Annotated in this window: 16 protein-coding genes; 6 read left to right on the top strand and 10 right to left on the bottom strand. The window is 56.4% G+C overall.

The genetic code is table 11. The features are described from left to right. Window positions 1–20: 20 nt before the first annotated feature. The 3 genes from K239x_RS16585 to K239x_RS16575 all read right to left on the bottom strand — a co-directional run bounded on the left by K239x_RS16585 (window position 21) and on the right by K239x_RS16575 (window position 3,520). Complete coding sequence (locus K239x_RS16585) at window positions 21–1,280, bottom strand: beta-ketoacyl-[acyl-carrier-protein] synthase family protein (protein ID WP_145419347.1); 1,260 nt, start codon at window positions 1,278–1,280, stop codon at window positions 21–23. A gap of 272 nt (window positions 1,281–1,552) precedes the next feature. Then, the gene (locus K239x_RS16580; RefSeq protein ID WP_145419346.1) at window positions 1,553–2,536 is read right to left on the bottom strand and encodes an NAD-dependent epimerase/dehydratase family protein; all 984 of its coding nucleotides are present in this window, start codon (window positions 2,534–2,536) and stop codon (window positions 1,553–1,555) included. An 87-nt stretch (window positions 2,537–2,623) separates the two neighbouring features. Beyond that, a complete protein-coding gene (locus K239x_RS16575) occupies window positions 2,624–3,520 on the bottom strand; it encodes a hypothetical protein (protein ID WP_145419345.1) in 897 nt (298 codons plus the stop codon). 445 nt (window positions 3,521–3,965) lie between these two features. Between K239x_RS16575 and K239x_RS16570 the strand changes: the two genes are divergently transcribed. Beyond that, window positions 3,966–8,840, top strand: a complete 4,875-nt coding sequence (locus K239x_RS16570; RefSeq protein WP_419189053.1) for a DUF4332 domain-containing protein — start codon at window positions 3,966–3,968, stop codon at window positions 8,838–8,840. 228 nt (window positions 8,841–9,068) lie between these two features. Here K239x_RS16570 and K239x_RS16565 read toward each other — a convergent pair whose 3' ends face one another. Beyond that, window positions 9,069–9,965, bottom strand: coding sequence for a rhomboid family intramembrane serine protease (locus tag K239x_RS16565; protein ID WP_145419343.1), 897 nt, complete (start codon window positions 9,963–9,965; stop codon window positions 9,069–9,071). 139 nt (window positions 9,966–10,104) lie between these two features. Between K239x_RS16565 and K239x_RS16560 the strand changes: the two genes are divergently transcribed. Continuing rightward, window positions 10,105–10,542 (top strand): hypothetical protein, encoded by a 438-nt coding sequence (locus K239x_RS16560; protein ID WP_145419342.1) that lies wholly within the window; start codon window positions 10,105–10,107, stop codon window positions 10,540–10,542. Between the two features lie 7 nt (window positions 10,543–10,549). Then, the gene (locus K239x_RS16555; RefSeq protein ID WP_419189052.1) at window positions 10,550–10,936 is read left to right on the top strand and encodes a globin domain-containing protein; all 387 of its coding nucleotides are present in this window, start codon (window positions 10,550–10,552) and stop codon (window positions 10,934–10,936) included. A gap of 235 nt (window positions 10,937–11,171) precedes the next feature. On the opposite strand, the gene lepA is transcribed toward K239x_RS16555, so the two are convergent. Beyond that, window positions 11,172–12,968, bottom strand: a complete 1,797-nt coding sequence (gene lepA, locus K239x_RS16550) for a translation elongation factor 4 (RefSeq protein ID WP_145419341.1) — start codon at window positions 12,966–12,968, stop codon at window positions 11,172–11,174. 436 nt (window positions 12,969–13,404) lie between these two features. On the opposite strand from lepA, the gene K239x_RS16545 reads away from it, so the two are divergent. The 3 genes from K239x_RS16545 (at window position 13,405) to K239x_RS16535 (ending at window position 15,977) form a co-directional block, all read left to right on the top strand. Continuing rightward, on the top strand, window positions 13,405–14,286 hold the full coding sequence (locus tag K239x_RS16545) for an SDR family NAD(P)-dependent oxidoreductase (RefSeq protein WP_145419340.1): 882 nt from the start codon (window positions 13,405–13,407) through the stop codon (window positions 14,284–14,286). Window positions 14,287–14,379: 93 nt separating this feature from the next. Then, window positions 14,380–15,354, top strand: a complete 975-nt coding sequence (locus K239x_RS16540) for a hypothetical protein (RefSeq protein ID WP_145419339.1) — start codon at window positions 14,380–14,382, stop codon at window positions 15,352–15,354. A 110-nt stretch (window positions 15,355–15,464) separates the two neighbouring features. Next, window positions 15,465–15,977, top strand: a complete 513-nt coding sequence (locus K239x_RS16535) for a hypothetical protein (RefSeq protein WP_145419338.1) — start codon at window positions 15,465–15,467, stop codon at window positions 15,975–15,977. Between the two features lie 30 nt (window positions 15,978–16,007). Here the strand turns inward: K239x_RS16535 and K239x_RS16530 are convergent, their stop codons facing one another. The 5 genes from K239x_RS16530 to K239x_RS16510 form a co-directional block, all read right to left on the bottom strand. Further along, window positions 16,008–17,438, bottom strand: a complete 1,431-nt coding sequence (locus tag K239x_RS16530) for a polysaccharide lyase 6 family protein (protein WP_145419337.1) — start codon at window positions 17,436–17,438, stop codon at window positions 16,008–16,010. Further along, window positions 17,435–19,963, bottom strand: coding sequence for a sulfatase-like hydrolase/transferase (locus tag K239x_RS16525; protein WP_145419336.1), 2,529 nt, complete (start codon window positions 19,961–19,963; stop codon window positions 17,435–17,437). The genes K239x_RS16530 and K239x_RS16525 overlap by 4 nt, the downstream gene beginning before the upstream one ends. Before the next feature lie 184 nt (window positions 19,964–20,147). Beyond that, window positions 20,148–21,245, bottom strand: a complete 1,098-nt coding sequence (locus tag K239x_RS16520) for a type III polyketide synthase (protein WP_145419335.1) — start codon at window positions 21,243–21,245, stop codon at window positions 20,148–20,150. A 110-nt stretch (window positions 21,246–21,355) separates the two neighbouring features. After that, entirely contained in the window at window positions 21,356–22,510 is a 1,155-nt protein-coding gene (locus K239x_RS16515) for an NAD(P)/FAD-dependent oxidoreductase (RefSeq protein WP_419189051.1), read from the bottom strand. Beyond that, window positions 22,507–23,220, bottom strand: coding sequence for a methyltransferase domain-containing protein (locus K239x_RS16510; protein WP_145419333.1), 714 nt, complete (start codon window positions 23,218–23,220; stop codon window positions 22,507–22,509). The genes K239x_RS16515 and K239x_RS16510 overlap by 4 nt, the downstream gene beginning before the upstream one ends. Window positions 23,221–23,235: the final 15 nt, after the last annotated feature.

Here is a 23,235-nt window from a genome sequence, read left to right as displayed (position 1 = left end):
GGTGGGGTGATGAGTGGTGTTTAGACGCGGCCGATGATGACGACCGAGTTGATGCCGAGCATGCCAAAGGAATTGTTTAGCACGTAATCGACCTGTTTGGTTTCTTGAGGTTCATTGAGAACCAATCCTGGTAAATCGCAATCCGGATCCAGGTCGTCCACATTAATGGTTGGATGCACGACACCGTCTTGGAAAGACGAAAGGTTGCCGGCCAATTCCAACGCGCCGGCAGCTCCCATCGCATGGCCAATGTAGCTTTTTGTGTTGTTGATGCGAACCGTCTTACAATTGCCAAAGACTTCGCGAAGGGCTTTGCACTCCTGTGTGTCGCCGCTGGAGGTGCCCGTGGCGTGCGTGCTGACAATGTCGATGTCTTCTGCATTAAGTCCCGCACGTTGCAGTGCCGCATTCACACACTGAGCTTGGCGTTCGGGGTTGGGCAGGACAAAATCGGTTGCGTCCGTGTTCATCGCGTAGCCGACCAGTTCGCCGATGATGTTCGCGCTGCGTGCTTTGGCGTCGCTGAGTCGCTCGAGCGTGTAAAGGCAGCCGCCTTCGGCAACCACGATTCCGTTTCGCTCTTTGTCGAACGGCCGCGATGCTTGGGTGGGGTCGTCGTGCGTGGCCAGAGCGTTTTGGCTATTGAAGCTGGCAAAAATCCCGAACGTGTGGATGCTTTCGCTGGTGCCGCCCGCGATGGCCAAGTCACATTCGTGCAGCCGTAGCATCTGGGCGCCCTGGATGATGCCGGCGTTTCCAGCCGCACACGCGGCGCCGATGGTGTAGTGTGGCCCCGTGATGCCCATGTTCAAGGCGATTTCGCCGGCCGGGTTGTTGGCCACCGTGCGAGGGTTGTGGTGGTGTGACCAGCAGCTGGTGTCGTAGTCGAAGCCTTTGATGATGAAAATTTCGTTTTCGGTTTCGACATTGCCATGCTCGGTCACGCCGACATAGATCCCGACTCGGCTGCGGTCGGTATTTTCCCAGTCGATTCCGCTGTGCTTGATGGCTTCGTTGGCAGCATAAACGCCGACGCTGCCCGCGCGGGTGCCGCGGCGAATCTCTTTTTTCTTCTGGTAGCGAGTCGCTTCGAAGTCACAGACGCCGGCGAGTGTTTTACCGAAGTAACGGATTTCGTAAGGCTGCACGCCACTCTTTTTTGCCAGCAGGGATTCCCGGTACGTTGCCCAATCGTTTCCGTTAGGGGCTGTCAGGCCGATTCCGGTGATGACGATGCGTTGATCGTCGGGCATTTGCGAAGCGCGATGAGGTGCAATCACGGAGTTTAACGCGGGTTGGGCTGAAACTTGGGTGGGGACGCAGCGCGTGCGCCGGAAGCAGCCGTCAGGACGACCGTTCTCGAGACTCAAAAGCTAACAATTCACGCGAAAACTGACAACGGCCTGAGTTCGTTTGACCGTTGTTTACGGACTTTTTGAAGCTGTCGGTGTCCGTTGCCTGGCTCGTCCGGGCGTGGTGGGATGCCATCGCGAAGTCGTAGGGAGATTCTGAGTCCGCTAGGCATTATGGATTGGATGCCAAAATTCGAGCGTCAAGAATTGCGCAACCGCTGCAAACCGTCGTCCATTGTGACGCGAACTCGGTAACCCAATCGGTCTTTGGCGGCCGTGATGTCAAAGTAATGGTCGTGGGCCAGTTGGGCGGCAACGAATCGCGTCATGGGTGGTTCGCCTTTCTTGCCGATCGCTCGATACGTTGCTTCCAAAGCAGCACCGATGGTGTACGCGGCGCGGAATCCGACTCGTTTGGTCGGAGCAGCAACGCCGCCGATTTCGCAAAGTTGTCCGATCCAATGCCAGCAGTTGACCGGTTCGTCTTGGGCGATGAAATACGCGCGTCCGCCGGCTGCTTCGGGCCGGTTCTGCAATGCGTCGATCGCATCCAAGTGTGCGGCGGCGGCATTGATCACGTGGACCGTGTCGACCCGAGTTTGGCCGTTGCCGACAATCCGCAGTCGTCCGCGGCGGGCTCGATCCAGCACGCGTGGGATCAGGTGTGGGTCGCCGTTTCCCCAGATCAAATGAGGACGCAGGGCGCAGGTGTTGAGCCGGCCGCGGTCGTCTGCGGATAGAACATGTTGTTCGGCTAGGGCTTTTGTGTGGGGGTAGTGGCACAACCATTGGGCCGGATAGGGCTCCGATTCGTCTACGCCGCGTTGGTGGTCGCCGCCGAAAGTGACGCTGGGACTACTGGTGAAAATCAGATCGCCAATGCCGTTTGTCTGGCAGGCAGCGACCACGTTTTGCGTTGCCACTACATTGTTGCGATAAAAATGTTCCCAAGGCCCCCAGACTCCGGCAACGGCGGCGGTGTGGACGACGGCGTCGACCCCCGCGATCGCTTGCGATGTAAAATCGGAGTCCGAAAGATCACCGCGCCGGGCGGTCATGCCTGCGTTGATCAGTTGCGGGTAAGCGCCGCGTGAAACGCCAATGACTTCGTCGCCACGATCGAGCAATTGTCGAGTGATTTCGGAGCCTAAGAATCCACCGCAGCCGGTAACGAGTATTCGCATGTTGGGGTGATAAGAGAGTTGCGGATCTGGCGGCTGGAAGTCGCCCTGGTAAGTTCCTGCCGGAAAAGCCAAGCGGACAACTGGCAACTAGAGCTGTTCAGCGGCCGTTGGGATTTGGTCAAACGTGATCAGCATAACGACTTGATGTTGGCTGTTGTCGCTGCGGTGACCGCTAAGCATTTGTTTTCCCAGGCCGACGCGAGGTGTCGTGCCGCCGATAAAGAACGTGTCGCCTTCGACGCCCGTCAGATTTAAGTCCAGTGACTCGAGTGACCAGGTTTCTCGCCGCGTATTGATTCGCAAAGCGGTATCGCTGCTGATCCACCGTTGACGCATCGAACCGTGTTGAATTTCCGGACGCAGCTGCAGATTGATTTCGCGAGTCGTGTTTCCGGTCGTGGCTTTGACGGCGAACAAAAATTGCGGATCTTGGAGGGTGCGTCCGAAAAGCTCCCCGTCAAGACGCACCATCGAAACGTGGGTGCCTTCGATCGGTTGACGTACCGGCAATTCGTAACGTCGACCAACCCGCATCGGAATTCGTTGGCCGCCATGAGAAACTTCGCTGGCGATGTCGGCTTGCGACAAAAACTGATCGAGCACGCCGTCGGTCGAACGCATTTGATCGAGTCGCTGGATCAGTCGATCGCGGCGAATGACTCGCCCTGCGCGGATTCCATTGAGCGATAGTTCGCGGCGCAAGCCTGGATCGACGACGGTTTCATCGGTCCACTGCCAAATCGATTGAATTTCATCCAGTGATGTTTCGTCGACTTTGATGGGCACGAATTCCACGTTCAGAACAATGTTTTTGCTGTTTTCTTTCAGCTTCGAAAGTGGTGATTCGCCGTGTCCGGTTTTGCCCGTTGTTGCCGCTTCCAAAATGCCGGTCGTGCGGTCGGTCCAAGTCGCGCAGCCGCAAACACACAACGCTAGCAAAGCGAGTGCAGGGAAAAAACAGCGGGCGTTGCGAATGGCGTGCACGGCAGAATGGGTGACGCGTGGAACGGTGGGATGAACCGGAATTGCCGCGAAAGTACGAACGATGGCGCGGCGACGTCAAGTTCGTTGTCGGCGGATCTGTTCCAGACGACGGGGTTTTTGTCGTATCACGTTGGATTTGCTTTCATCGGATCACTCTGCGATCCGCCGTAACGCGGGTTTCCGGGGGGCAGCGACTGTCATTTGGCGACTGTGACTTTCAACGACCGTAGATTGCAAGTGATAGCGTCGACGAAGGAGTGATCAAAATTCTCTACCAAGGGACGTCTGATCACGTTTCGCTCTTTCCGTGAAACTGCAACTCGACTAAAGTTCGCAACCTACCCGCAAAAGGTGGTCAGTTGTTGACGAAAGATTTTGGCAGGATCGCCGAAACCTGATGACTGATCGCAACATTGATTCACGTGGCTTATGGAGGAGCCAGACCATGTTGTTGGACCGGATTGACATTGATGCACACGGACCTCTCAATCGTGTCGAACTAGGACCTTTCGCAGAACACTTGAATGTGATCTGCGGTCCCGAAGGTTCTGGCAAAACCGCTATCTCACGATTTATCCGCGACTCGCTGATCTCACGCGAGTATCCGCTGGGAATGATGAGCTCCTCGGCTGGCCGCGTTGTTTGGGCGGATCAGTATGGCAAAGTTCACTGCCGCCGCGAACTTGACGGTACCAATACCGGACGCCGGACCATCGACTTTGAATCTCGCGGCGAATCGGTGCACAGCTACGGTGCCCTGCGTCATTCGTGGATCGCCAATGTCGGCCGCAGCAACGATGCGATGCACAGCGCAGCGTCGTTGTCGCTTCCCGAATCCATCGTCGACGGCGTGATCACGGATTCCGCCGTGACCAGTGTCGCCCGAGTTGTTTCGGCTTGTGTGCGAAGCGGGTTGGATGATCCGCGGACTTATCAATCGTTGCCGATCGCTACCGATGCCGCATACCACGATCGTGGTGTCTACGCTGGCGACCAGCTGCATGGAACCCACGCGGATGTCCGTGAAAACGATCAACGCCGTCACTTGCGAAGCGAACTGGCGGACGTCGAAGCGGAATTGGCACGTTTGCAGCACACGACGTTTGACTACGAAAACTTGGTCAGCCGCCGCAATGAGCTTAACGCAAGATTGGCGTCGGGAGCCCGTCGTCCTTACGCACGTCCTGTCGTGGCTAGCTACGGTACCCGCGATCATCGGGCTCACGAATCACGATTGGAATCGATTTACAACCAAACGCGCAACCTGCGTGCGCGTCGCAGCGAACTGCAGCGTTGGATCGCTGATTTGGATCACGACGTCGCACGCCATGCTGCGTCCTACTCCACGGCCTATTCCAGCTACAACTACGAAACACACGCCGCGACGATCGACGACGACCTTCGCAGTCGCTTGGAAGATCTGGACGCGCAGATGATCCACTGGCGCCGCACGTTGATCGAAGTTCGAGGGCTTCGTGACGCGATCGTCGGTGCACGCCAACACTTGTCCACGCGGCAAGGTGCGGGCGATTCGATTCGGCACAGCTACATGGACGAATTTGTTCGCTCCGTGGATCGCTATGACCGCGTCGGCAGTTGGGAGCAAGTTTACGGAGACACGTCGCGAGTCGGTGTTCCACTGGAAGACATCGAATTGCGAATCGATTCGGCAACGCGTCAGATCGATTGGTTGCTGGACCGTTACGTCAAAGGCGACAACTTGGCGTCGAATTGGTACCGTGCCAACAGCGATTATCGCACGACACGTTCTGCGTCGACACATCCCGAAACGCCGCTGGCAAATTCAACTTTGGCCGAAACTTTGGCCGCCATTCGTGCCGACCTGGACGCCGTTCAGTCCCGCACAGCTCGTTACGCTGGCGACGTCCAACGTAACTACGTGACGAACTCTCGGTTGGATGAAGTCGAAGAGTTGACGCGCAGCGAACGCTGGTTGACGACCGCGATCGCACAATTGGTCGACCACCGCGAGAGCCTGCTCCGAAGCGATCCGCTTCGAGATTCGCGCGGCCGCAGCGTACCGGGCGTACCCGTCGATTCGCCGCGTCGTGAATCGTTTGATTGGTCGCAGTGGAATCGCGCACGCAGCGAACGTGAACGCAACGATCGCATCGCCGAATTACGCAGCATCGAAGCTGACCTGGGGCGTTGTCTTTCCGAAGCCGCTCAGATCCGCCGTGAGATGCGTGAACTGCCCGTTCTGAATCAATGGTACGAAACACACGATGCCAGTCGTTCGTCGGCCACATCCGAGCACAACTGGATCGATCGCGATGCCATTGTCGCCGAACTACGTCGAATCGACGATCAGTTGGCTTCCCAGTCGCGCGTCCAGTGGTTGCGATTGCGACGGACTGATTTGATGCGTCAGCTTGGTGCAGTTCGACACACACACAGTCAATCGCCACTTTCCGAAGCAGCCAGTCGTTGGCTGGTTCGTTTGTCGGCGGGCCGATTGAGCCGAGTCGATTGGTCGGCAGCATCGTTTCGTCCAACGCGGGCGGTGGATGGGCACTATGTTGGTCACCATCCCAACGCCCATCTAGTGGCCACCGGTCAAGATGCATCCGGATCCGTTCGCATTAATGGTGTCGACGAAAGTCAAGTTTCCGCCGCGGATCGTGCGTTGGCATCCATGGCCGTCCGAATGGCCGCTGGCGATCTGCTGGCTCGCACCGGACGCAGTATCCCGCTTGTGTTTGAAACACAACGTGAATTGCTACAGTTCGTTCAGCCTCACGCGGTGACCTACGAGGCTGGATTTGATCCGCATCTTGCTGTTTACCGCGACTACAGTTTCAACGGACAAGCAAGTCATCCGATTGCCGCGGCACTGCACGATTACGCTCGGTCGGGCCGACAAGTCGTTTTGCTGACCAGCAGTCACGAATTGTCACGACAAGTTCAACAAGTCGGCGGCCGCGCATTCAATCTGCATGCCGAGCGAACCGTTCATCCACATCGTCCTCTTTGGCGACCACAGTACCAAAGCGAAAAGTACGTGGGGCCACACGCCCACACGTACGGCAACAAAACGGCTGCCGATTATCGCTCCGTCGGCCATGGTGTCGCGGGGAATCATGCACGGCCAGATGGCACCGTCAATCCAAACACCGCTTCCTACACGCCACCGGCGTACGGAGCGATGGACTACACTCGCAGCGGTTTCCCGAGCTATTCAGCGAGCAATGCGCCGCAAGCAGCTGACCGACGATCGTTTCGACCGGTAGCCCATTCAACGCCTGTCGACATCAATCGTGATTTTGATACCGCGTGGCGTGAAGCGTACGGCGTGTACGACAATCCGCGTGAGTTCCGAAATCACCAGTTGCCACCGACCGAATTTGCGACCGACGGCATTGCGTTTCGCGACGGCTATTACTTTGCCGATTCGTACACGACGGCTGGCAGCGAACACGTGGCCAGTGGCGCGGTCGTTTCCGCTCCATTGCACGATCTAAATCGTCAGTATGCAGGCTATCCGATCGCCGATGCGGGCTATGGTGCCGCAGCGCATCCAGCGTTTTATTCATCGGCTGCCGGACAAGTTGCTGCCGGCCAAGTCGTTGCCGGACAAATGGCTGCGGGCAATCAGATCGCACCGATTCGTAAAGTAAAGACACCGTTTTTTCTGTCCGTCGACAGCCCCATTGATCAAGCTCCGTCGGTCGATGCAGTCGCAGCGGCTCGTCTACGTGGCTTGGACGTCACGCACATCAATCACTTGATGAGCCAAGATCCCAATCGATTGGCTGATTCGTTGGGGTTGGCCAATGTCGACGCCAGCACGATTCGGCAATGGCAATCGGAATGTCGTTTGGTCTGCCGCGTTCCCCAGCTTCGCGGATTCGATTCTCGCGTGTTGGTCGGATGCGGAATCAGTGACCCAGCACAACTGGCAGCGATCCATCCGGTTGATCTGCTGCAGCGTGTCGAATCGTTCCTGGCAACGGGAATGGGACAGCGAATCCTATTAAGCGGCAGCAGTCAAGAATTGTCGCGAATCACTAGCTGGATTGCCGCAGCGAACGCTTCGGACGATGGTCACGTTGGCTTTGGAAGCCCGCGGTCCAACAAGATTCGTACGGTTGACGGACGCGTTGTTCGCGATGTGGATGCCAATTTTCAGTTTGACAGTGATCGCTACGAGTACGAAGTCGTCGGCGAAAATGGTCGATCGGCCGACGGGCGTCGTCGCCGCCGAGTAAACCGCCGTCGATCCGTCCGCACCCTGGGACATGATCGCGATGAAGGGCGCGTCACTCTGGGACGCAGCGTTGACCAAAATCAGAATTCGCGCGATGACTACGATCGAGCGTACGTCGCCGGACGAAATCGATACGGGATTAATGCCAGTGATGATGGCGGCCGCGTGCTAGGGGCCGGAACCAATGGCTATGCAAATGGCACTGGTCGAAACGGCAGTGGCGTTGGATATGGCAATGATAATGGCACCGGAAACGGATCAGGCAACGGATCAGGCAACGGCTCAGGCCGGGGCCGCAGCAATCGATCTGGCAGTGGCGTTGGTAGTGGTTCGGGAAGCGGTTTAGGAAGCGGTTCCGGGGCTAGCAACGGTAGTGGTTCAGGTTCAGGCCGTGCCAACCGATCCTCGGGCCGAACCGGTCGTCGAGTTCGCAACCGAAATCGCAGCGAGCGTGACGTCGTCCGCATGCAGCGTGAATCGACGGATCGTCAGCCACGCGAATACACACGAACCGAACGCGAACCACGTGAATACACTCGTTCGCAGCGTGAGCCACGTCAGTACGATCGCAGCGATCGTGAGCCTCGCGAAGATCGTGAGCCGCGTGAACGTCGCGAACACGAATCGCGTGTCGAACGTGACAGCGATCAAGAGCTGCGGTTCTACTTGGATCGCAGCAGCCCGGTCGTCGATGCACCGTCGATTGGAGCTCGCATGGCTGCTCGGTTGGAAGCCGTTGGGATTCACACGGTCGATGATTTGCTTTCGGCCGATCCGGAAACAATCGCCAGCGATCTGGATCATCGACGAATTGACGCTAGCACGGTTTTGACTTGGCAGCAACAGTCGACTTTGGTGTGTCGCATTCCCATGCTTCGCGGCCATGATGCACAGTTGTTGGTGGCAGCCGAGGTAACGACGCCCGAGGAAGTCGCTGCGTACGACGCGGACGAACTGCTTGGCGTGATCCTGCCGATTGCAAAAAGCAGCGAAGGAAAGCGAATTCTCCGTGGCGGAAAAATGCCCGACTTGGAAGAGATGAACGACTGGATCAAGTACGCTGCTTTGAACCGCGAATTGGTGGCAGCCTAGTCGCCAAGTCGAAGCTAGCGTGAGAATCGTCGGCGACCAGTCGGCATACTTCTGTCATCGTTTTGACAGCGTTCTGGCCAAACGTTGTCCCGCCAAACTGTAGGCGGGACAACTTCCAGCGGCCGGAGTTTCGACAGTGATTGTTCCGGCAGCGATCTCGCACTTGGTTGATCGAAACTTGCGACGCTCGAAACTTGCGACATTCACCTTCGCAAGGACGTCGGCCAACTAAACGGTGCCGATGGCGATTGCCCACGCGACTGCAACAATCGCAATCGCGGCGACGCCTGCAAGAACTTGGACGCGATTGTTTGTTAGCCAATGATGCGGCAATCGAGCGGCCAGCCATCCCAGCATGACGCCGCCGACAAATCCGGTTACGTGCGCGCCCACGTCCGTGCGTTCGCCACCGACTCCAATCATGGCCAGCAGCAGCACGCCTCCGATCAGCGGACTCCATCGTTTTAGCAATCGGTCCGCCGTGGCAAACCGAGGATGCAGTGCATGGGCGACCATGACGCCGATGGCAGCGAACACCGCCGTTGATGCCCCGATCGATGAATGATCTGGTTCACGCATCAAAGCGTTCAAGCCATTGCCGATCGCTCCGGCCAGCAAGATTGTCAGCCAGCCGACGCCGCCGCCTAAAATGCGGCCCGCCATCAATCCAAACACCGATCCAAACGCGACGTTGGACATCAAGTGCTCCGCGTCGGCGTGCAGTGTCAACGCAGTGACGATGCGCCACACTTGGCCGTCCATGACTTGCCCCGAGTTCATTCGCCCGATCGCATTCCACGTTTCCTGTGATGATTCCGGCAACGTGACGCGGCCAAAGGCGATCAGCAACGCAGCGTAGATAAACGCACCCGCGATCGCACCTCCGTAGACTCGCACCCGTTCGGTGCGTATGGGTTGCTTCAGCGGATTGTCTTTGCGGTACGCGGCAAGTTCGGCAAAGGCGGCGGTCGCATCGGATTCGGCAACGATCAAGAACCACTCGCCGGCTTGATGCGACACTTGGTTGGTGATCTCGGCCGATTCCAATACCAAACGCAATTCCATGCAGGCACCGCGGTGGTGCGATCGAAAAACGATTTCGTGGTGGCTGTCATCCAGATTCATGATGCTATCGTCGGATGTCAGCACGGGATTGGCAATACGCACTGTGATGGGAGCCCGCCTATTGAACTTCTGGTCACATCGGCGATCATTGCAAAGCAGCGGCGATCGCGTGCGTGCTCCAGTTAGGATTGAAATCAAAATGATCAAGACACTCTTTAAATTCGTCATACTGCTGGCCATCTTGCTGGTGGGCTACAACTTTTTGTTCGGGACGGCCGAGGAAAAGGAATCGTCTCGGCAAGTCGTCGCCCAAGTTCGCGATCTAAGTGCCAGTGTTTTTGATTTGCTTCGGAATGAGAAAGACAAGTTCGACGATGGCAAATACGATGCGGCACTGGCCAAGTTGAAATCGGCGATCGGGATCGAAAAGGACCGCGCATCCCAATCGGATCACGAATGTTTGGAAGACTGCCAGCATTTGGAGCAGCAGGAAGCCGACCTCGAACATCGATTGCACGAGTTGGCTACTAGCACTGGATTGACCGAATCGGACCGCGAGGCGGCTTATGCAGCGATTCGAGAACAGATTCTGGATTTGACGCGGCGGACCGAATCACTCGCAAACGAATTGAAATAGCTCAGAAATGTCCAATATGGATGAACACGAAATCGGACAGTTGATCGGCGAAGAAGGCTTCACCAAGATGGTGGCTGCGTTCTATCAAAAGGTCAAAACCGATGACCTGATCGGGGCGATGTATCCGCAAGACGATTGGGCCGGCAGCGAAGAGCGTTTGCGCGAGTTCTTGATTTTTCGGTTCGGCGGATCCGATCGCTACCTCCAAAAACGCGGCCATCCCAGGTTAAGGATGCGGCACGCCCCTTTCAAAATCGGGCAGGCCGAGCGAGATCGTTGGTTGAAATTGATGAACGAGGCGATGGAGGACGTGCCACTCGATCCGCTGGCACAGCAGCACCTAATAGCGTTCTTCACAAACGTCGCCGACTTCATGCGAAACGTCGACGAATAGACGTTCGAGTAGAGTCGAGTGTCGCTGGTAGGTAAGACCGTAGGACTGGAGTCGTGGAACGCCATCGGCCGGGGATTTCGTCCACTGCCACTGCCGACTGGCCGCTTCCATTGCCGACTGGCCGCTGCCGACTGGCCGCTGCCCATTGTTCACTGGCCGCGATCTGACGGGCCACGGTGTACGTGAAGCTGCCGGCGTGATGCGGTTTGCGTCTCGCTGCTGTCGTTGACGCGGCCTAATCCTTGTCGGCTCTCAGCACGGACACGAACGCTTTTTGCGGAATATTGACACTGCCAAATTGTTTCATCTTGGCTTTGCCCTTCTTCTGCTTTTCAAGCAACTTTTTCTTTCGCGTCACGTCACCGCCGTAAAGCTTGGCCGTCACGTCTTTGCGGAACGGCGCGATCGTGGCTCGCGCGATGATCGTTCCACCGATTGCACCTTGGATCGGGATCTTGAATTGGTGCCGTGGGATCGCTTCGGCCAGTTGTTCGCAGTAGTGAAGTGCTCTTGCGCGGGCCTTGTCGCGGTGGACCAAGTACGACAGTGCATCGACGGGTTCTTTGTTGACCAAGATGTCGACCTTCACCACGTCCGTTTTGCGGTACTCGATCGGTTCGTAATCAAACGATCCGTAACCACGCGTGATCATCTTCAGCTTGCCGTAAAAATCAAACAGCACTTCGCCCAGCGGCATCTCGCTGACCACTTCCACCCGTCCGGCGGACAGATAGTTCATCGTTTGGCTTTCGCTGCGGTGCTCGCGGCAGAGTTCCATGACCGGTCCGACGAATTCTTCGGGCGTCAGGATCTGGGCTTTGATGTACGGTTCGCTGGACGATGCGATGTTAGTCGGGTCCGGCCAGTAGCTTGGATTATCGACTTCGATCGTGGTGCCATCGTGCAGATCCAATTTGTATTTGACCGACGGTGCCGAAATCACCAAGCCAAGATCAAATTCGCGTTGTAGCCGCTCTTGGATGACGTCCAAGTGCAATAGGCCCAAAAAGCCACAGCGGAAACCAAACCCCAGTGCAGCGGAGCTGTCTTTTTCGTAGGTCAGTGCCGCATCGTTGATCGATAGCTTTTCCAGCGCCTTGGTCAGGTCCTGGTACTCGTCGGTGCTCATGGGGTAGACCGACGAAAACACCACTTGCTTGGCCGGTTGGTAGCCTGGGATCGGTTCGTCGGCTTGGCGGTCCAGCAGTGTCAGCGTGTCGCCGATTTCGATATCTTGAACGCTTTTGACGCCCGCAACGATGTAGCCCACTTCGCCGGCGCAGAGTTTTTCTTTGGGGATCAGTTTGAACTGGTTGTAGCCGAGTTCGTCGATTTTGTAATCGCGGCCGGCGTGCATGAAGTGGATCGTGTCGCGCGGTTTCATCGTTCCTTCCATCACGCGGACTTGCAAGATCACACCGCGGTACTTGTCAAAGAACGCATCAAACACCAGTGCCTTTAGCGGCGCGGCGGGATCTCCTTCGGGCGGCGGCAAGTGCTTGACGATTCCTTCCAACACATCCTCAATGCCCTCGCCGGTCTTGGCGGAAACAGGGATTGCTTGGAATGGATCCAAACCTAAGTCGGCGTCGATTTCTTCGCGAACACGGTCCACGTCGGCCGCCGGCAAGTCAATCTTGTTGATGACCGGCAACAGTTCTAGATCGTATTCCATGGCCAAGAAAAGGTTCGCGACCGTTTGAGCTTCCACGCCCTGCGATGCATCGACCACCATCAACGCGCCTTCGCACGCCATCAGCGATCGCCGCACTTCATGCGAAAAGTCGACGTGGCCGGGAGTGTCGATCAAGTTCAGTTGGTATTCGACGCCGTCTTTGGCAGTGTAAGTCAGTGTTACCGTATTGCTTTTGATCGTGATGCCGCGTTCGCGTTCGATGTCCATCGAATCGAGCATCTGGTCGTGGAATTCGCGTTGTGTGACGCCACCACACGACTGAATCAGGCGGTCGGCCAAAGTCGATTTGCCATGATCGATGTGGGCGATGATACAGAAGTTGCGAATATGTTTCATGCGAGCGGGGTGCTTTGAATTGGCACGTAGGATGCGGTTTTGCGGGACCGTGCATCGTAGTGAATCAAGCCAAAATCGAATAGCCAACGGCGACAACTGGTGTTCCGATCGAAATTCGATGCACAAACCAAAGGCACGTCGCTGCATTGATTGAGGGCAGGTTACGGGGCAGTCGCGATGTGATTCGCCAGATTCGTTTCGGCAATGCAGTCTGTTTCGTGGGGGGCGGAAGTGCCAAATTGTTCGGCAATTTAGGGGCTGACGATTCATCAGGCACCAACCACTGATGGAGTTGGCGATGGATCTGGCGGTGGCTTGGGCAAGCAACGGTACGCGAAGTGCACCGGATCGATGGCTGGTCAATCGCCATTCGCTACCGCGTTTTTGTTTGCGAAATCGTCTCCACCGTCTTCTCTCTACCATTTAGTGGCCCGCGTTGAAACAAGTCGTTCTGATCACGGGCGCTTCGGTTGGTCTGGGGCTTGCGATTGCGCGGCGCCTATTGCTGGATCAGCAACGGCAGGGATACCACTTGGTGCTGACTGCTCGAGCCAGTTCGCTGAGTCGGCTCGAACGAGCAGGAATGGCCGCGCGAGATGGCGTCTGGATTCGACCCTTGGATGTGACCGACGCCAATCAGCGTTGCACGCTGGTTCGCGAGATCAATGAGAAACTAGGCGGAGTCGATATCTTGATCAACAACGCCGGTGTTGCGTACCGTTCGTGCGTCGAGCAGGTGACCGAATCAGAACGTTTGCATCAGATGAACATCAATTTTCGTTCGCCGATTGAACTGGCCCGATGTGTGTTGCCTGGTATGCGAAAGAAACGGCGTGGCAAGATCATCAATATCTCGTCGGTCGGCGGGATGATGGCCATGCCGACAATGTCGGTTTACTCAGCATCAAAGTTTGCACTCGAGGGTGCCAGCGAAGCGTTGTTCTACGAGCTGAAACCTTGGAACGTGAACGTTACTTTGATCCAGCCTGGGTTCATGCGATCCGATGCGTTCGAGAAAGTCCCGTACACCGCGATGAGCGCACGAGCGACGGCCGATGCTGAACATCCTTATCATGAACACTATCAGCACATGGAAAAGTTCATTGCCAAATCGATGGGCCGGGCACTGGCGACATCCGATTCGGTGGCTGCCAAAGTGGCTCGTGTAGCGAGATCCAAAGCACCGCCGTTAAGAGTTTACGGCAGCCTTGATGCGATCGCATTTGCCTGGTTGAGACGTCTTTTACCGCGGCGTGTGTATACATGGGTTCTGTATCGCAATTTGCCGCGAGTTCGTCAGTGGGGAAAGCGAGCGTAGGACGATTGAGAGAGAGAGGCAAACCGAAACTTGTGTGGTGGCTGGCGTGTTAAAGTAGACACACTGAAGTGTTCACTGCCAAAAGGATCCGAGATGAACCGATTGACACAAGTAAAGCGACCGAAAGTAAGTGGGGCCAAGACGCTTTTTCTTTTACGGGTGTTTGCCACGGGAATTCTTGCCACTGGCGTTTTAGGTACTGGAACCCTGTCCGCTCAGAAAATTTCCGCCGACAAGCAAAAGGCCGAGGTGTCGGCGACTGAGGTGGGCGTCAGCGAACTGGAGGACAAGTTTCGCGATGTAACCTGCATGCAGGCGGCGAATTTTTCTAGCACCGCGCAGTCCGAAGCGATCCGAATTGTTCGTGAGCGCGGGTATCGCGATGAACGCTTTGATGCGGTCGTGTACCGCATTTTGCGAGAGGTTTGTGAGCCGGGCAAACTGAATATGCTGCAAGCGACCAATGGGTTGTCGCTTTTGCCACACAGCACTCTGGAACTAAAAGTTCAGATCAAATTGACGTATGAGTGCTTTGTCACGGCGCGTCAGCAGGCCGCCGCCCTAAAGAAGGGGCGAGTCAATTCGCGAGCGGAAGAGATCATTGCGGAGAAGGCTGAACGTTACTTGGCAATGCATCCCTCTGAGTTGACTGAGGTGTTGAGGGCTCGGTTAAAGACACGCGATTTGCCAGTTTTCGGTTACAAACTGCTGGGGTATTTGGGCGACCTGGAGCAGACGCTTTTACCGTTGGTGATCGACGCCGCAGGAAGCGAGCAGCCAGACGAAGCCAGTGCAGCGCTGTTGGCGGCCGATGCGTGTTTCAAACGGATGCAGCCAGATCAGGCAAAAGCAATTGCTGATGAAAACGCGAAGGCCGACGTCGACGAAAAGATGCTGAAGTACGCGGAGCGAATCATCTCGCGATACGATTTGAACAAGGATGGCAATCTGAGTGAACAAGAAGGTGCAAAGATGTTGATGTCTCCCATGAGCGCGGACTACAACGGAGATCGATTGGTGACGGTCAACGAGTATGGTCGGTGGTTGCGATCGAGGCAGAAGAAGTAGCGACGTTTCAGCCGCTGTCTCGCTAAAGTCGCTCGCCGTCGCTCAGGAAGATTTCTGTGGCATCGCACTGCGTTCGAATCAGCAATATTCAACCAGGAGGATGCCGTCATTTGAAGAATGCCAGTGACCGCGAAGACTTTTATCAAGAGATCCCATCCAAATTCGGTCTGTACTTCATCCTGTTTGTCATCGGTGGCTTTGGCGCGATGGCCACGTTGGCGGCATTGACTCGGAATTTCCGAGACGCCGACGATTGGTTTTTATTGATCATGGGGGTGATGGTGCTGCTTTTGGCGATGCGTCTGTACCAAATTGCATGCTGGCCTTCGTTTTCGTTAACTCAAGACGAACTGATCATTCGCAAATGGTTGGGGACGAGAAAGTTTTTGTATTCTGATATCGAATCGCTGAGTGATTACCAAGAGTGGACAAAAGCAAGGCGGACACACTCGGGGACCAAAACGCGACCAATTTTGATCCACTACCTAGAGATCACTTTGCGTAGTGGAAAAACAAAGACCTATCCACTGCCCACCTACCATACCAACCAGGGCCTGCTGGAATCGATCAGCCGTCGAACCCGACGCGAGATCAGATCCTTGGGAATTAAAGGCGACGGATAGCTTTCGCCTTATCAGCGGATTCTCCGCGTCTTAGCGTGCAATCCAAGTCGGACCCGCGTGTTGAGCGTCAACCCAGTCACGCGGCTTTGACGACGAGTCGACGCAACCAACTATCGTTTGATCGCTTCGTTGTTGCGAGTTGATATCGGTCGGGCATTCAGCCAGATTCGGCACGCGTAACCGATCACTGGGCACAGGCGGCTGCGGCGATGACATGGCAGTGTCCAAGTCAAAGTCAACCAGCGTAAGGGCGTCGAATCCTTCGACGCTTCGATCATCTGTTCGCGCGAAATTATTGGACCACTGAAAACCTGATGGCTGGGCATGGATGCGAAACGGTTTCCATTTGCCGCTGTGGAATAAGTTGGATTCGATTCGACAATCGGCGGGGGCTACGTTTTGCTTTTCGCTGGCTTCGACGCCAATCTCCATCGACACTTTGCAATCGACGAACGTGTTGTGAGCCACCAGCGCGTTGCGCACAGCCGAGTAGCCGTTGACTTTGTCATTTGGCGGCGCGTTCATCATGCTCAGCGCGGCTCGCATTTCGTCACCCCGTAAGTTTGCGAAATAGTTGTTTGTCACCACATGGGAACTTCCAATGATGCGAACACCGCCTGTGCCGGATTGTTTGTTGCCACGAAACACATTTGCGTCCACCGTGCAGCGATGGCCGTGGCGAAGGGTCAGTGCTCCGCTGCATTCGTCAAACACGTTGTGCCGGTAGAGGTTGCCACACGATTTGTTCGACACGACTTCTGATTCGCCGTTGCAGCGGTAGAAATAGTTGTCAATGACGGTGGTGCTGGATTCTTTCTCAGCAACTTCGCTGGTGCCGATGCGAATGGTTTCGCCGCCGTTTCGGCCCAGTTTGGGACGATGCCCAAAATAGTTGTGGTCGATCTGATGATGATTGGCGCTGTCATCGACCCAAACAACCAACGTCGTGCCGCGACTGCGTTTTCCTGCAAACCGGCAGTGATCCACGCGATTGTGTGTGCCGTACAGCGATAGCCATCGTGATTCGGAGCCGGCGGGGGCCGATCCTGTTTGGACAAAATCGCAGTCTGTGATTCGGCAGTGATGCGCATGCCGTTGGCTATGAGTTCTGGCTGTCAACACGTCGCTGAAATCCGTGTCGCGAAAGACTAGCCCACTCAACACAACGTATTGGCCGGAGAAACGCAGCTGACTTTTGCCCATGAATACGACTTTGCCAGGCTGCGAGGCACAGATGGTGATTGGATTTTGAGCTTCGCCCGCGAGTCGGTCGAACGTCAATTGGCAGTCGTTCCAAACTCCCGCGTCCAAAACGATTCTGTCACCCGCGACGACCTTCTTGACTAGCTTTTTGATGTCCGAATTCGGTTGGATGGCGTAGTCGGCCGCGTTGGATTCCTGGCAGGTGACCAGGAAGACCGCGGCGACAAAGAACGCGATGGGGCGTGTCGAATGTCTCATGGCTGCTCCTGGTTTTTTGCACGTTGGATTAAAAAGTCCACCAGTTCTTGGCAATGGAAAAAGCCTTCCCAAAAGCTATGTCCCTGGCCTTGGGATTGGATCAATTGAACCAGGTCCGCCTGTCCGGCTGCCGCGTAGGCTGATTGTAGTGCCATCGAATTCGCTTCGATCGGGACCACCTTGTCATCCGTTCCGTGGATAATGCAGACGGGGATTTTGGCGTCGACCAAGACACCGATTCGTTTGATCGGATTGAGAGTCGCCTGCTTCGACTGGAGATCTGCTGCGGTTTCGCCGTAGGCCACCGCTGCTCTCGCGACACCTGGGTAAGTCGTGTAGTCGTAGACGGGGTAGATTCCACCGATGCCAGCGACCCGATCGGGATGCGAAATCGCCCAGCTGCTGACCCAGAGTCCGCCGCGACTACGCCCCAGTAGTGCAGGTGTTTTTGAATAGCCGCGGCGAACCATTTCGTCGTATAGAGCATCAAAAAACGGCAGTGCGTGAGGGCTCCCGTAGGCTTCGCCCACATCGATGCCCGCGATCGCGACGCCGGCATCCAGGAACTTTTGGTGCATCCAGCGTTCGGCGTTGTCAGGGTAGCGATTCAAGGTTGGGCCGTAAAAAATCCAGGGCTTGGGCGTCTGGGATTTTGCTGAGCCGTCTGACTTGGGTTGCATGACAAACGCGTGGCGATCGTTCAGCAAGAACGTGTCGGCTTGCAGAAGGTTTTGTTTGCGTTTTGGTTTGGCGTCGGCTTGCGCCTTTCCCATCTTGCCCGAGCGACCTTGGAAGCGTTTCGCTTTCTGCAGTGATTTCGCATCCAAGTCACGAGTCGCCAATTCGGTAAACTCATCGGTCTTGGATTGCCAGGCCGCGATCAGATCATGCAGTTTGTCGGCGGCAGGAATCGCAAGGTCCGTGGATTCGTCGCGATCGACCGCGACGTTGTACAGTTCCCACGGTTCGCCGATTGGCGAGACGGCTTTCCAGTCACCGATGCGAATCGCACGATGCCCATCGTGAAACCACCAAAGCGATTCTGCCCGGTTTCCCGTGTCATCACTCAATACGTCATCACTCAGTATGTTTGTCAGACTCTTGCCTGGCAGCGTCGGAGCGTCGTCGGCGTGCTTGCCTCCGGTCAAATCCAGCAGCGTCGGAACAAGGTCGATCACGTGCCCTGGCGTATGTCGCAATTGACCGGCAGCACTAATGCCATTGGGCCACGACATGATCAGCGGCGTCGAAATTCCGCCTTCGTGAGTCCAGGTTTTGTGACGGCGAAACGGAGTGTTGGCGACTGTTGACCAACCCGGCCCCAGGCAAAGGTACGTACCGGCCGAACCTGCGGGCAGACCGGGGTCATGGCCGTCATCGCGAACCATCATTTCGGCGCTGGCGCCATTGTCGGACAAAAAGACGACGATGGTGTCATCCCATCGGTCCATGGCCTTGATCTGGTCAAACACGCGTCCGATTTCGATATCCATGCGATGAATCATCGCCGCGTGAATGGACATCTTGGCAGCCTGAAAAGTCTGCTGCTGCGGGCTGAGAGCTTTCCACGCGAGCGGTTTGTCGACTTCGCCTTCGCCCACGATTGGCAGCACATCGGGGAAATGATACGGCGGCCCCAGATCCGTTTCGATTCGCGACAGCTGACCTTGAGTGGAATCGCCGACCAGACCAAGCTGCTTGATGCGCTGCCAGCGATTGGCTCGCGCAACGTCCCAGCCGGCTACATAGGTGTCTTGGTAGACCGCGATGTCTTGGGGCAGTGCGTGCAGCGGAAAATGCGGTGCGGCGAAAGCAAGGTACTGAAAGAAAGGCTTGTCATCGTGATCGCGTTGGTGTTCTTGCAGGACTTCGATAGCGTGGTCTGCCAGTGCCGTGGTCGCGTAAAACTCCGTTCCCTTGGCGACCGGTGGCAGCGGAACATCGTCTTTCCAGTGTTTGGTCGGATTAAAGAAACGACCTTGGTCTTTCAAGTAATACGAACGATCAAACCCACTCGCGATCGGCGTCGAATCGATGTGCCATTTGCCGGTGTGGTAGCTGCGGTATCCGGCGGGCCGAAGCATCGTAGGCAACAGCACGGCCCAGTCAGGACGCTTGCCGCCATTGCCACTTGGAACGCCAGGAAGACTGTCGCGGCGGATTTGCTGGGCGTAGTAACCCGTCATCAGGGATCCGCGAGTCGGCCAGCATCGGGCGGTGTTGTAGAACTGGGTGAAACGCAGGCCTTTGGCTGCGACTGCATCCAGATGAGGCGTGGCGATCTCGCTTCCGTAGCATCCCAAATCCGAATATCCCAGGTCGTCGGCAAGGATCAGCAGCACGTTGGGTCGGCTGTTGGTTTCGGCAGCGGAGGCGCCGGGTTGGGCTGCCGAGCCTGTCTGCTGCATCATCGTCGCCAGCAGGATAAATGAAATCGCGCTCGTCCAAATGTCTTGTTGGGTAACGTTTGTCCCGAAGTATTTCAATCGCATAGGTTTGGCGGATGCTCGTTGGATAGCGATCATTCAGATGCCTGGCGTTGGCAGGGAGCTTTGAAGGGGCTTTCGCCAAAAAGTGTCATCTCTCGCAACCGACAAGTCAAATCGCGGTGAGAGCCGGACGGGAGATTTAACTGGTGCAAATGCCCTGCGTTCAGTCGGATGGAGTACCGCAAGCGATTCTTAGGCGTGTCTTCTGCGTGCGACCAGACTACTGATTCAACAAGGCCGCTTCGATCGTTAAGCCCGGGCCGAACCCTAGCATCACGTAAGGGCCCGGTCGCTTTGCTTTGAGTGCTTGTTGCAGTACGAACAGCACGGTGGGCGAAGACATGTTGCCGTAGTTTTCCAGCACCGACATTGATTCGGCCAAGGCATCGTCGGGCAAGCCGAGTGCTTCGGACGTTGCATCCAGAATTCGTGGGCCGCCGGGATGCACCAGCCAGCCGCCGATGTCCGATTGGCTGAGCCCGTGCTGGTCCAGAAATTCCGACATCCAAGGTCCCAGCTGTTTTCGGATCGTCTCCGGCACGGTCGACTCCAGCGTCATGCGGTATCCGTGGTCACCAATCTGCCAGGACATCGCGTCAGTGGTATCCGGGACGATAAAAGAACGCGACGCGACATGATGCAATCCGTCCGCTGGATCGGTGGGCGGTTCGGCGGAAACAATCAAGGCTGCAGCGCCGTCGGCAAACAAAGCGTTGGCGACGATGCTCTGCGGATCCCATCCGTATTGATGATGCAGGGTGCAAGTTTCGACAGCGCATATCAGCACCCGGCACGACGGATCGGCAAGTACGTATCCCTGAGCCATTCGCATCGCGTTCATCGCAGCGTGGCAACCCATAAAACCAAGGTGGTTCCGCGACACGTCTGGCGACAGCCCGAGCTGGGCGACCAATTCGATGTCAAATCCGGGGGCGTAGAAACCGGTGCACGACGTCGTGATCAAGTGGGTGATCGTGTCCGCCGCAAACGAACTTTGCTCGATCGCTTGAACACAGGCGGTGGCTCCCAGGATAGCGGCGGTGTCCCGGTAAATAGCCATGCGCGTTTGCGTGGTCGGTCCGCGGTCGTTTTCGTCCACGCTTTGGTGATAGAGACTTGGCACATTGTCCCATGAAAAGTCGCCATCCAGTAAAACACTATGTCGGCGGCGCACTCGTGTGCGTCGATATAAAACGGGCAGCAGTCGCGATTGCTCCGGCGTCGGGCAGCAGTACCGCTCGGCTAGTTTTCCAGCGTCGGATTGAAGAATCGAACCGCGCGGCGTGTGGGTGCCAATTCCGTTGATAAAGACGGTCATCCGAAAAGGATTCTTGGGGTGTGAGAAGGTTCTTTAGAAAACGGAAAGCAACTGATTCGGCGATGATCGCTGTGGGAGCCAAGTGAATCGGCAAGTAATAGAATCGAAAACTAAATTCGGTTGATGCTGGAAAGCAGTGGGGTGGCGAGCGAAGGAAAGCGAGCGAGTGTGATGCCGGCGGCTTCGCGCATCAGGTGGCTGCGGCAGGCGTTGGTGACCAAACGGCACAATCGTTTTTTGTGTTGGAGTTGCTGGTCGATTGCGACCGTCCACTTCGCGCCCAATGAACACCATTCGTCCCGCTGGTCAATCACGTGGGCAATCAGCTTTGCTGCGTCGACACCGCTTTGCATGGCCCACGTCATTCCTTCGCCGGTAAACGGTTCGACATAGCCCGCCGCGTCACCAATCGCGATGATGCGGCCTTTGCCTGCCAATCGTTTTCTTCGCAGCATCGGTGTAGTCATCATTGGTGATGAGGTTTGCAAATCGATGCCCTCGAAACAGCTTCGGTCGACAATGCGTTGGATTCGCTGCAGCGGCGTTCCGCGTTTGCTGGCGGCGGATCCACTGCACAGCGCAGCAGCCACGTCCAGTTCCGATTCGTTCAGCCGAACCAGGCCGACGTACCCATCGTCGTCGCAGGCCATGTAAATCACTCCGGGCAGGACGGTCGTGTCGGGCTGATTCGCGACCGTCAGCGAAACTCCAAACGGACCGTGGGGAACTTGCTGCCACGGCAACCATTTGTCTAACCGGTTTGCAGACAGGCCTGCAGCGACGACGACGGCGCTGTATGTTCGATTTTCATTCGATGCGTTTGTCTTCAAAGTGACATCCACCAATTTGTCGTCGGCGGAAGGAAGATCGTCGGACTGCAATTTGCTGAACTGCAATTCAGCGGTGCACTGCATTGTCACATTCGCGCCCGCCGTTTCTGCGGCGGAGACAATCATCGGGTCCAGTGTTTTGCGTGAGATCGCGATGCCGTCCGGAATCGGCATGTCAACTTGTCGGCCGTTAAACGAACCAAGCCAACGAGTTGTTTTCTGGGACTCGGCGATCGCTGCTTGTCGAAGCGAAAGACGATCAAGCATTTCAAGTCCGGCCGGGCCGATGCAGCAACCGCATACTTTGGCACGCGGAAATTGTCGTTGTTCCACCAGATCGACAGCGACACCCACACGCGCCAGCATCAATGCACAACTGGCGCCTGCCACGCCGGCACCGATCACCAGAACTTTTGAATCGTGAACTTGGGTCACGAAGTTCTCCATGTGGAAATAAATCGGCAGGGAAACACTTTTCGCACCGAAACCGGTATCGGAATCGCTTGCCTGCAACAGTCGCGGAACTCGTCGGCCGTGTAGGCCCCGTGAACGCTCAGTTTTGCATCCGTGTGGACGACCGGCGAACGCGACAGCAAATGGGCTCCGACGGATACCAGTGCCAAATTAGTTCGCGATCGATCCAAGTCGCAGATCAACACTTGCTGATTGGCCGCGGCGTGCATCGATCCAATCAGCTTAATCACATCCGGGCGATCCAAGTGATGCATGAACAACGAATTGGTCAACAGGTCGTATCCGCTGGGCAAAGCTGAATTCAGGCAGTCGGCTCGCAGGGGCGTGATGTTGACGCCGGCTTGTTCGGCGTTTCGCTGCTGCGTCTGCGCGGCGACGGCACTGATGTCCAACGTGGTGATGTCGATCGACAGGCCTTCGCGGGCCGCCAACACCGCCCATTCGATCGGCAAGTCGCCGCTGCCTGACGCCACATCCAACAGTCGCAGCGTGCGATTGGGTTGCTCGTTGGCCAACGTTCGGATCCAAGCAAACATCTTCTTGGCGACGCCAGTGAATCGATTGATTCTTGCCAGCCCACGCAACGCCAGCCGATGATCGGCTTCGGGCAAATCCGGCTGATCCATCAATTCAGCGGATCGGTTTTGCGGAAGCGGAGAAAGGAATGGCATTGAAGTGGCGTCTGG

Source organism: Stieleria marina (assembly GCA_007741555.1).
GTDB lineage: Bacteria > Planctomycetota > Planctomycetia > Pirellulales > Pirellulaceae > K23-9.
This window is presented reverse-complemented; position numbering and strand designations above follow the sequence as displayed.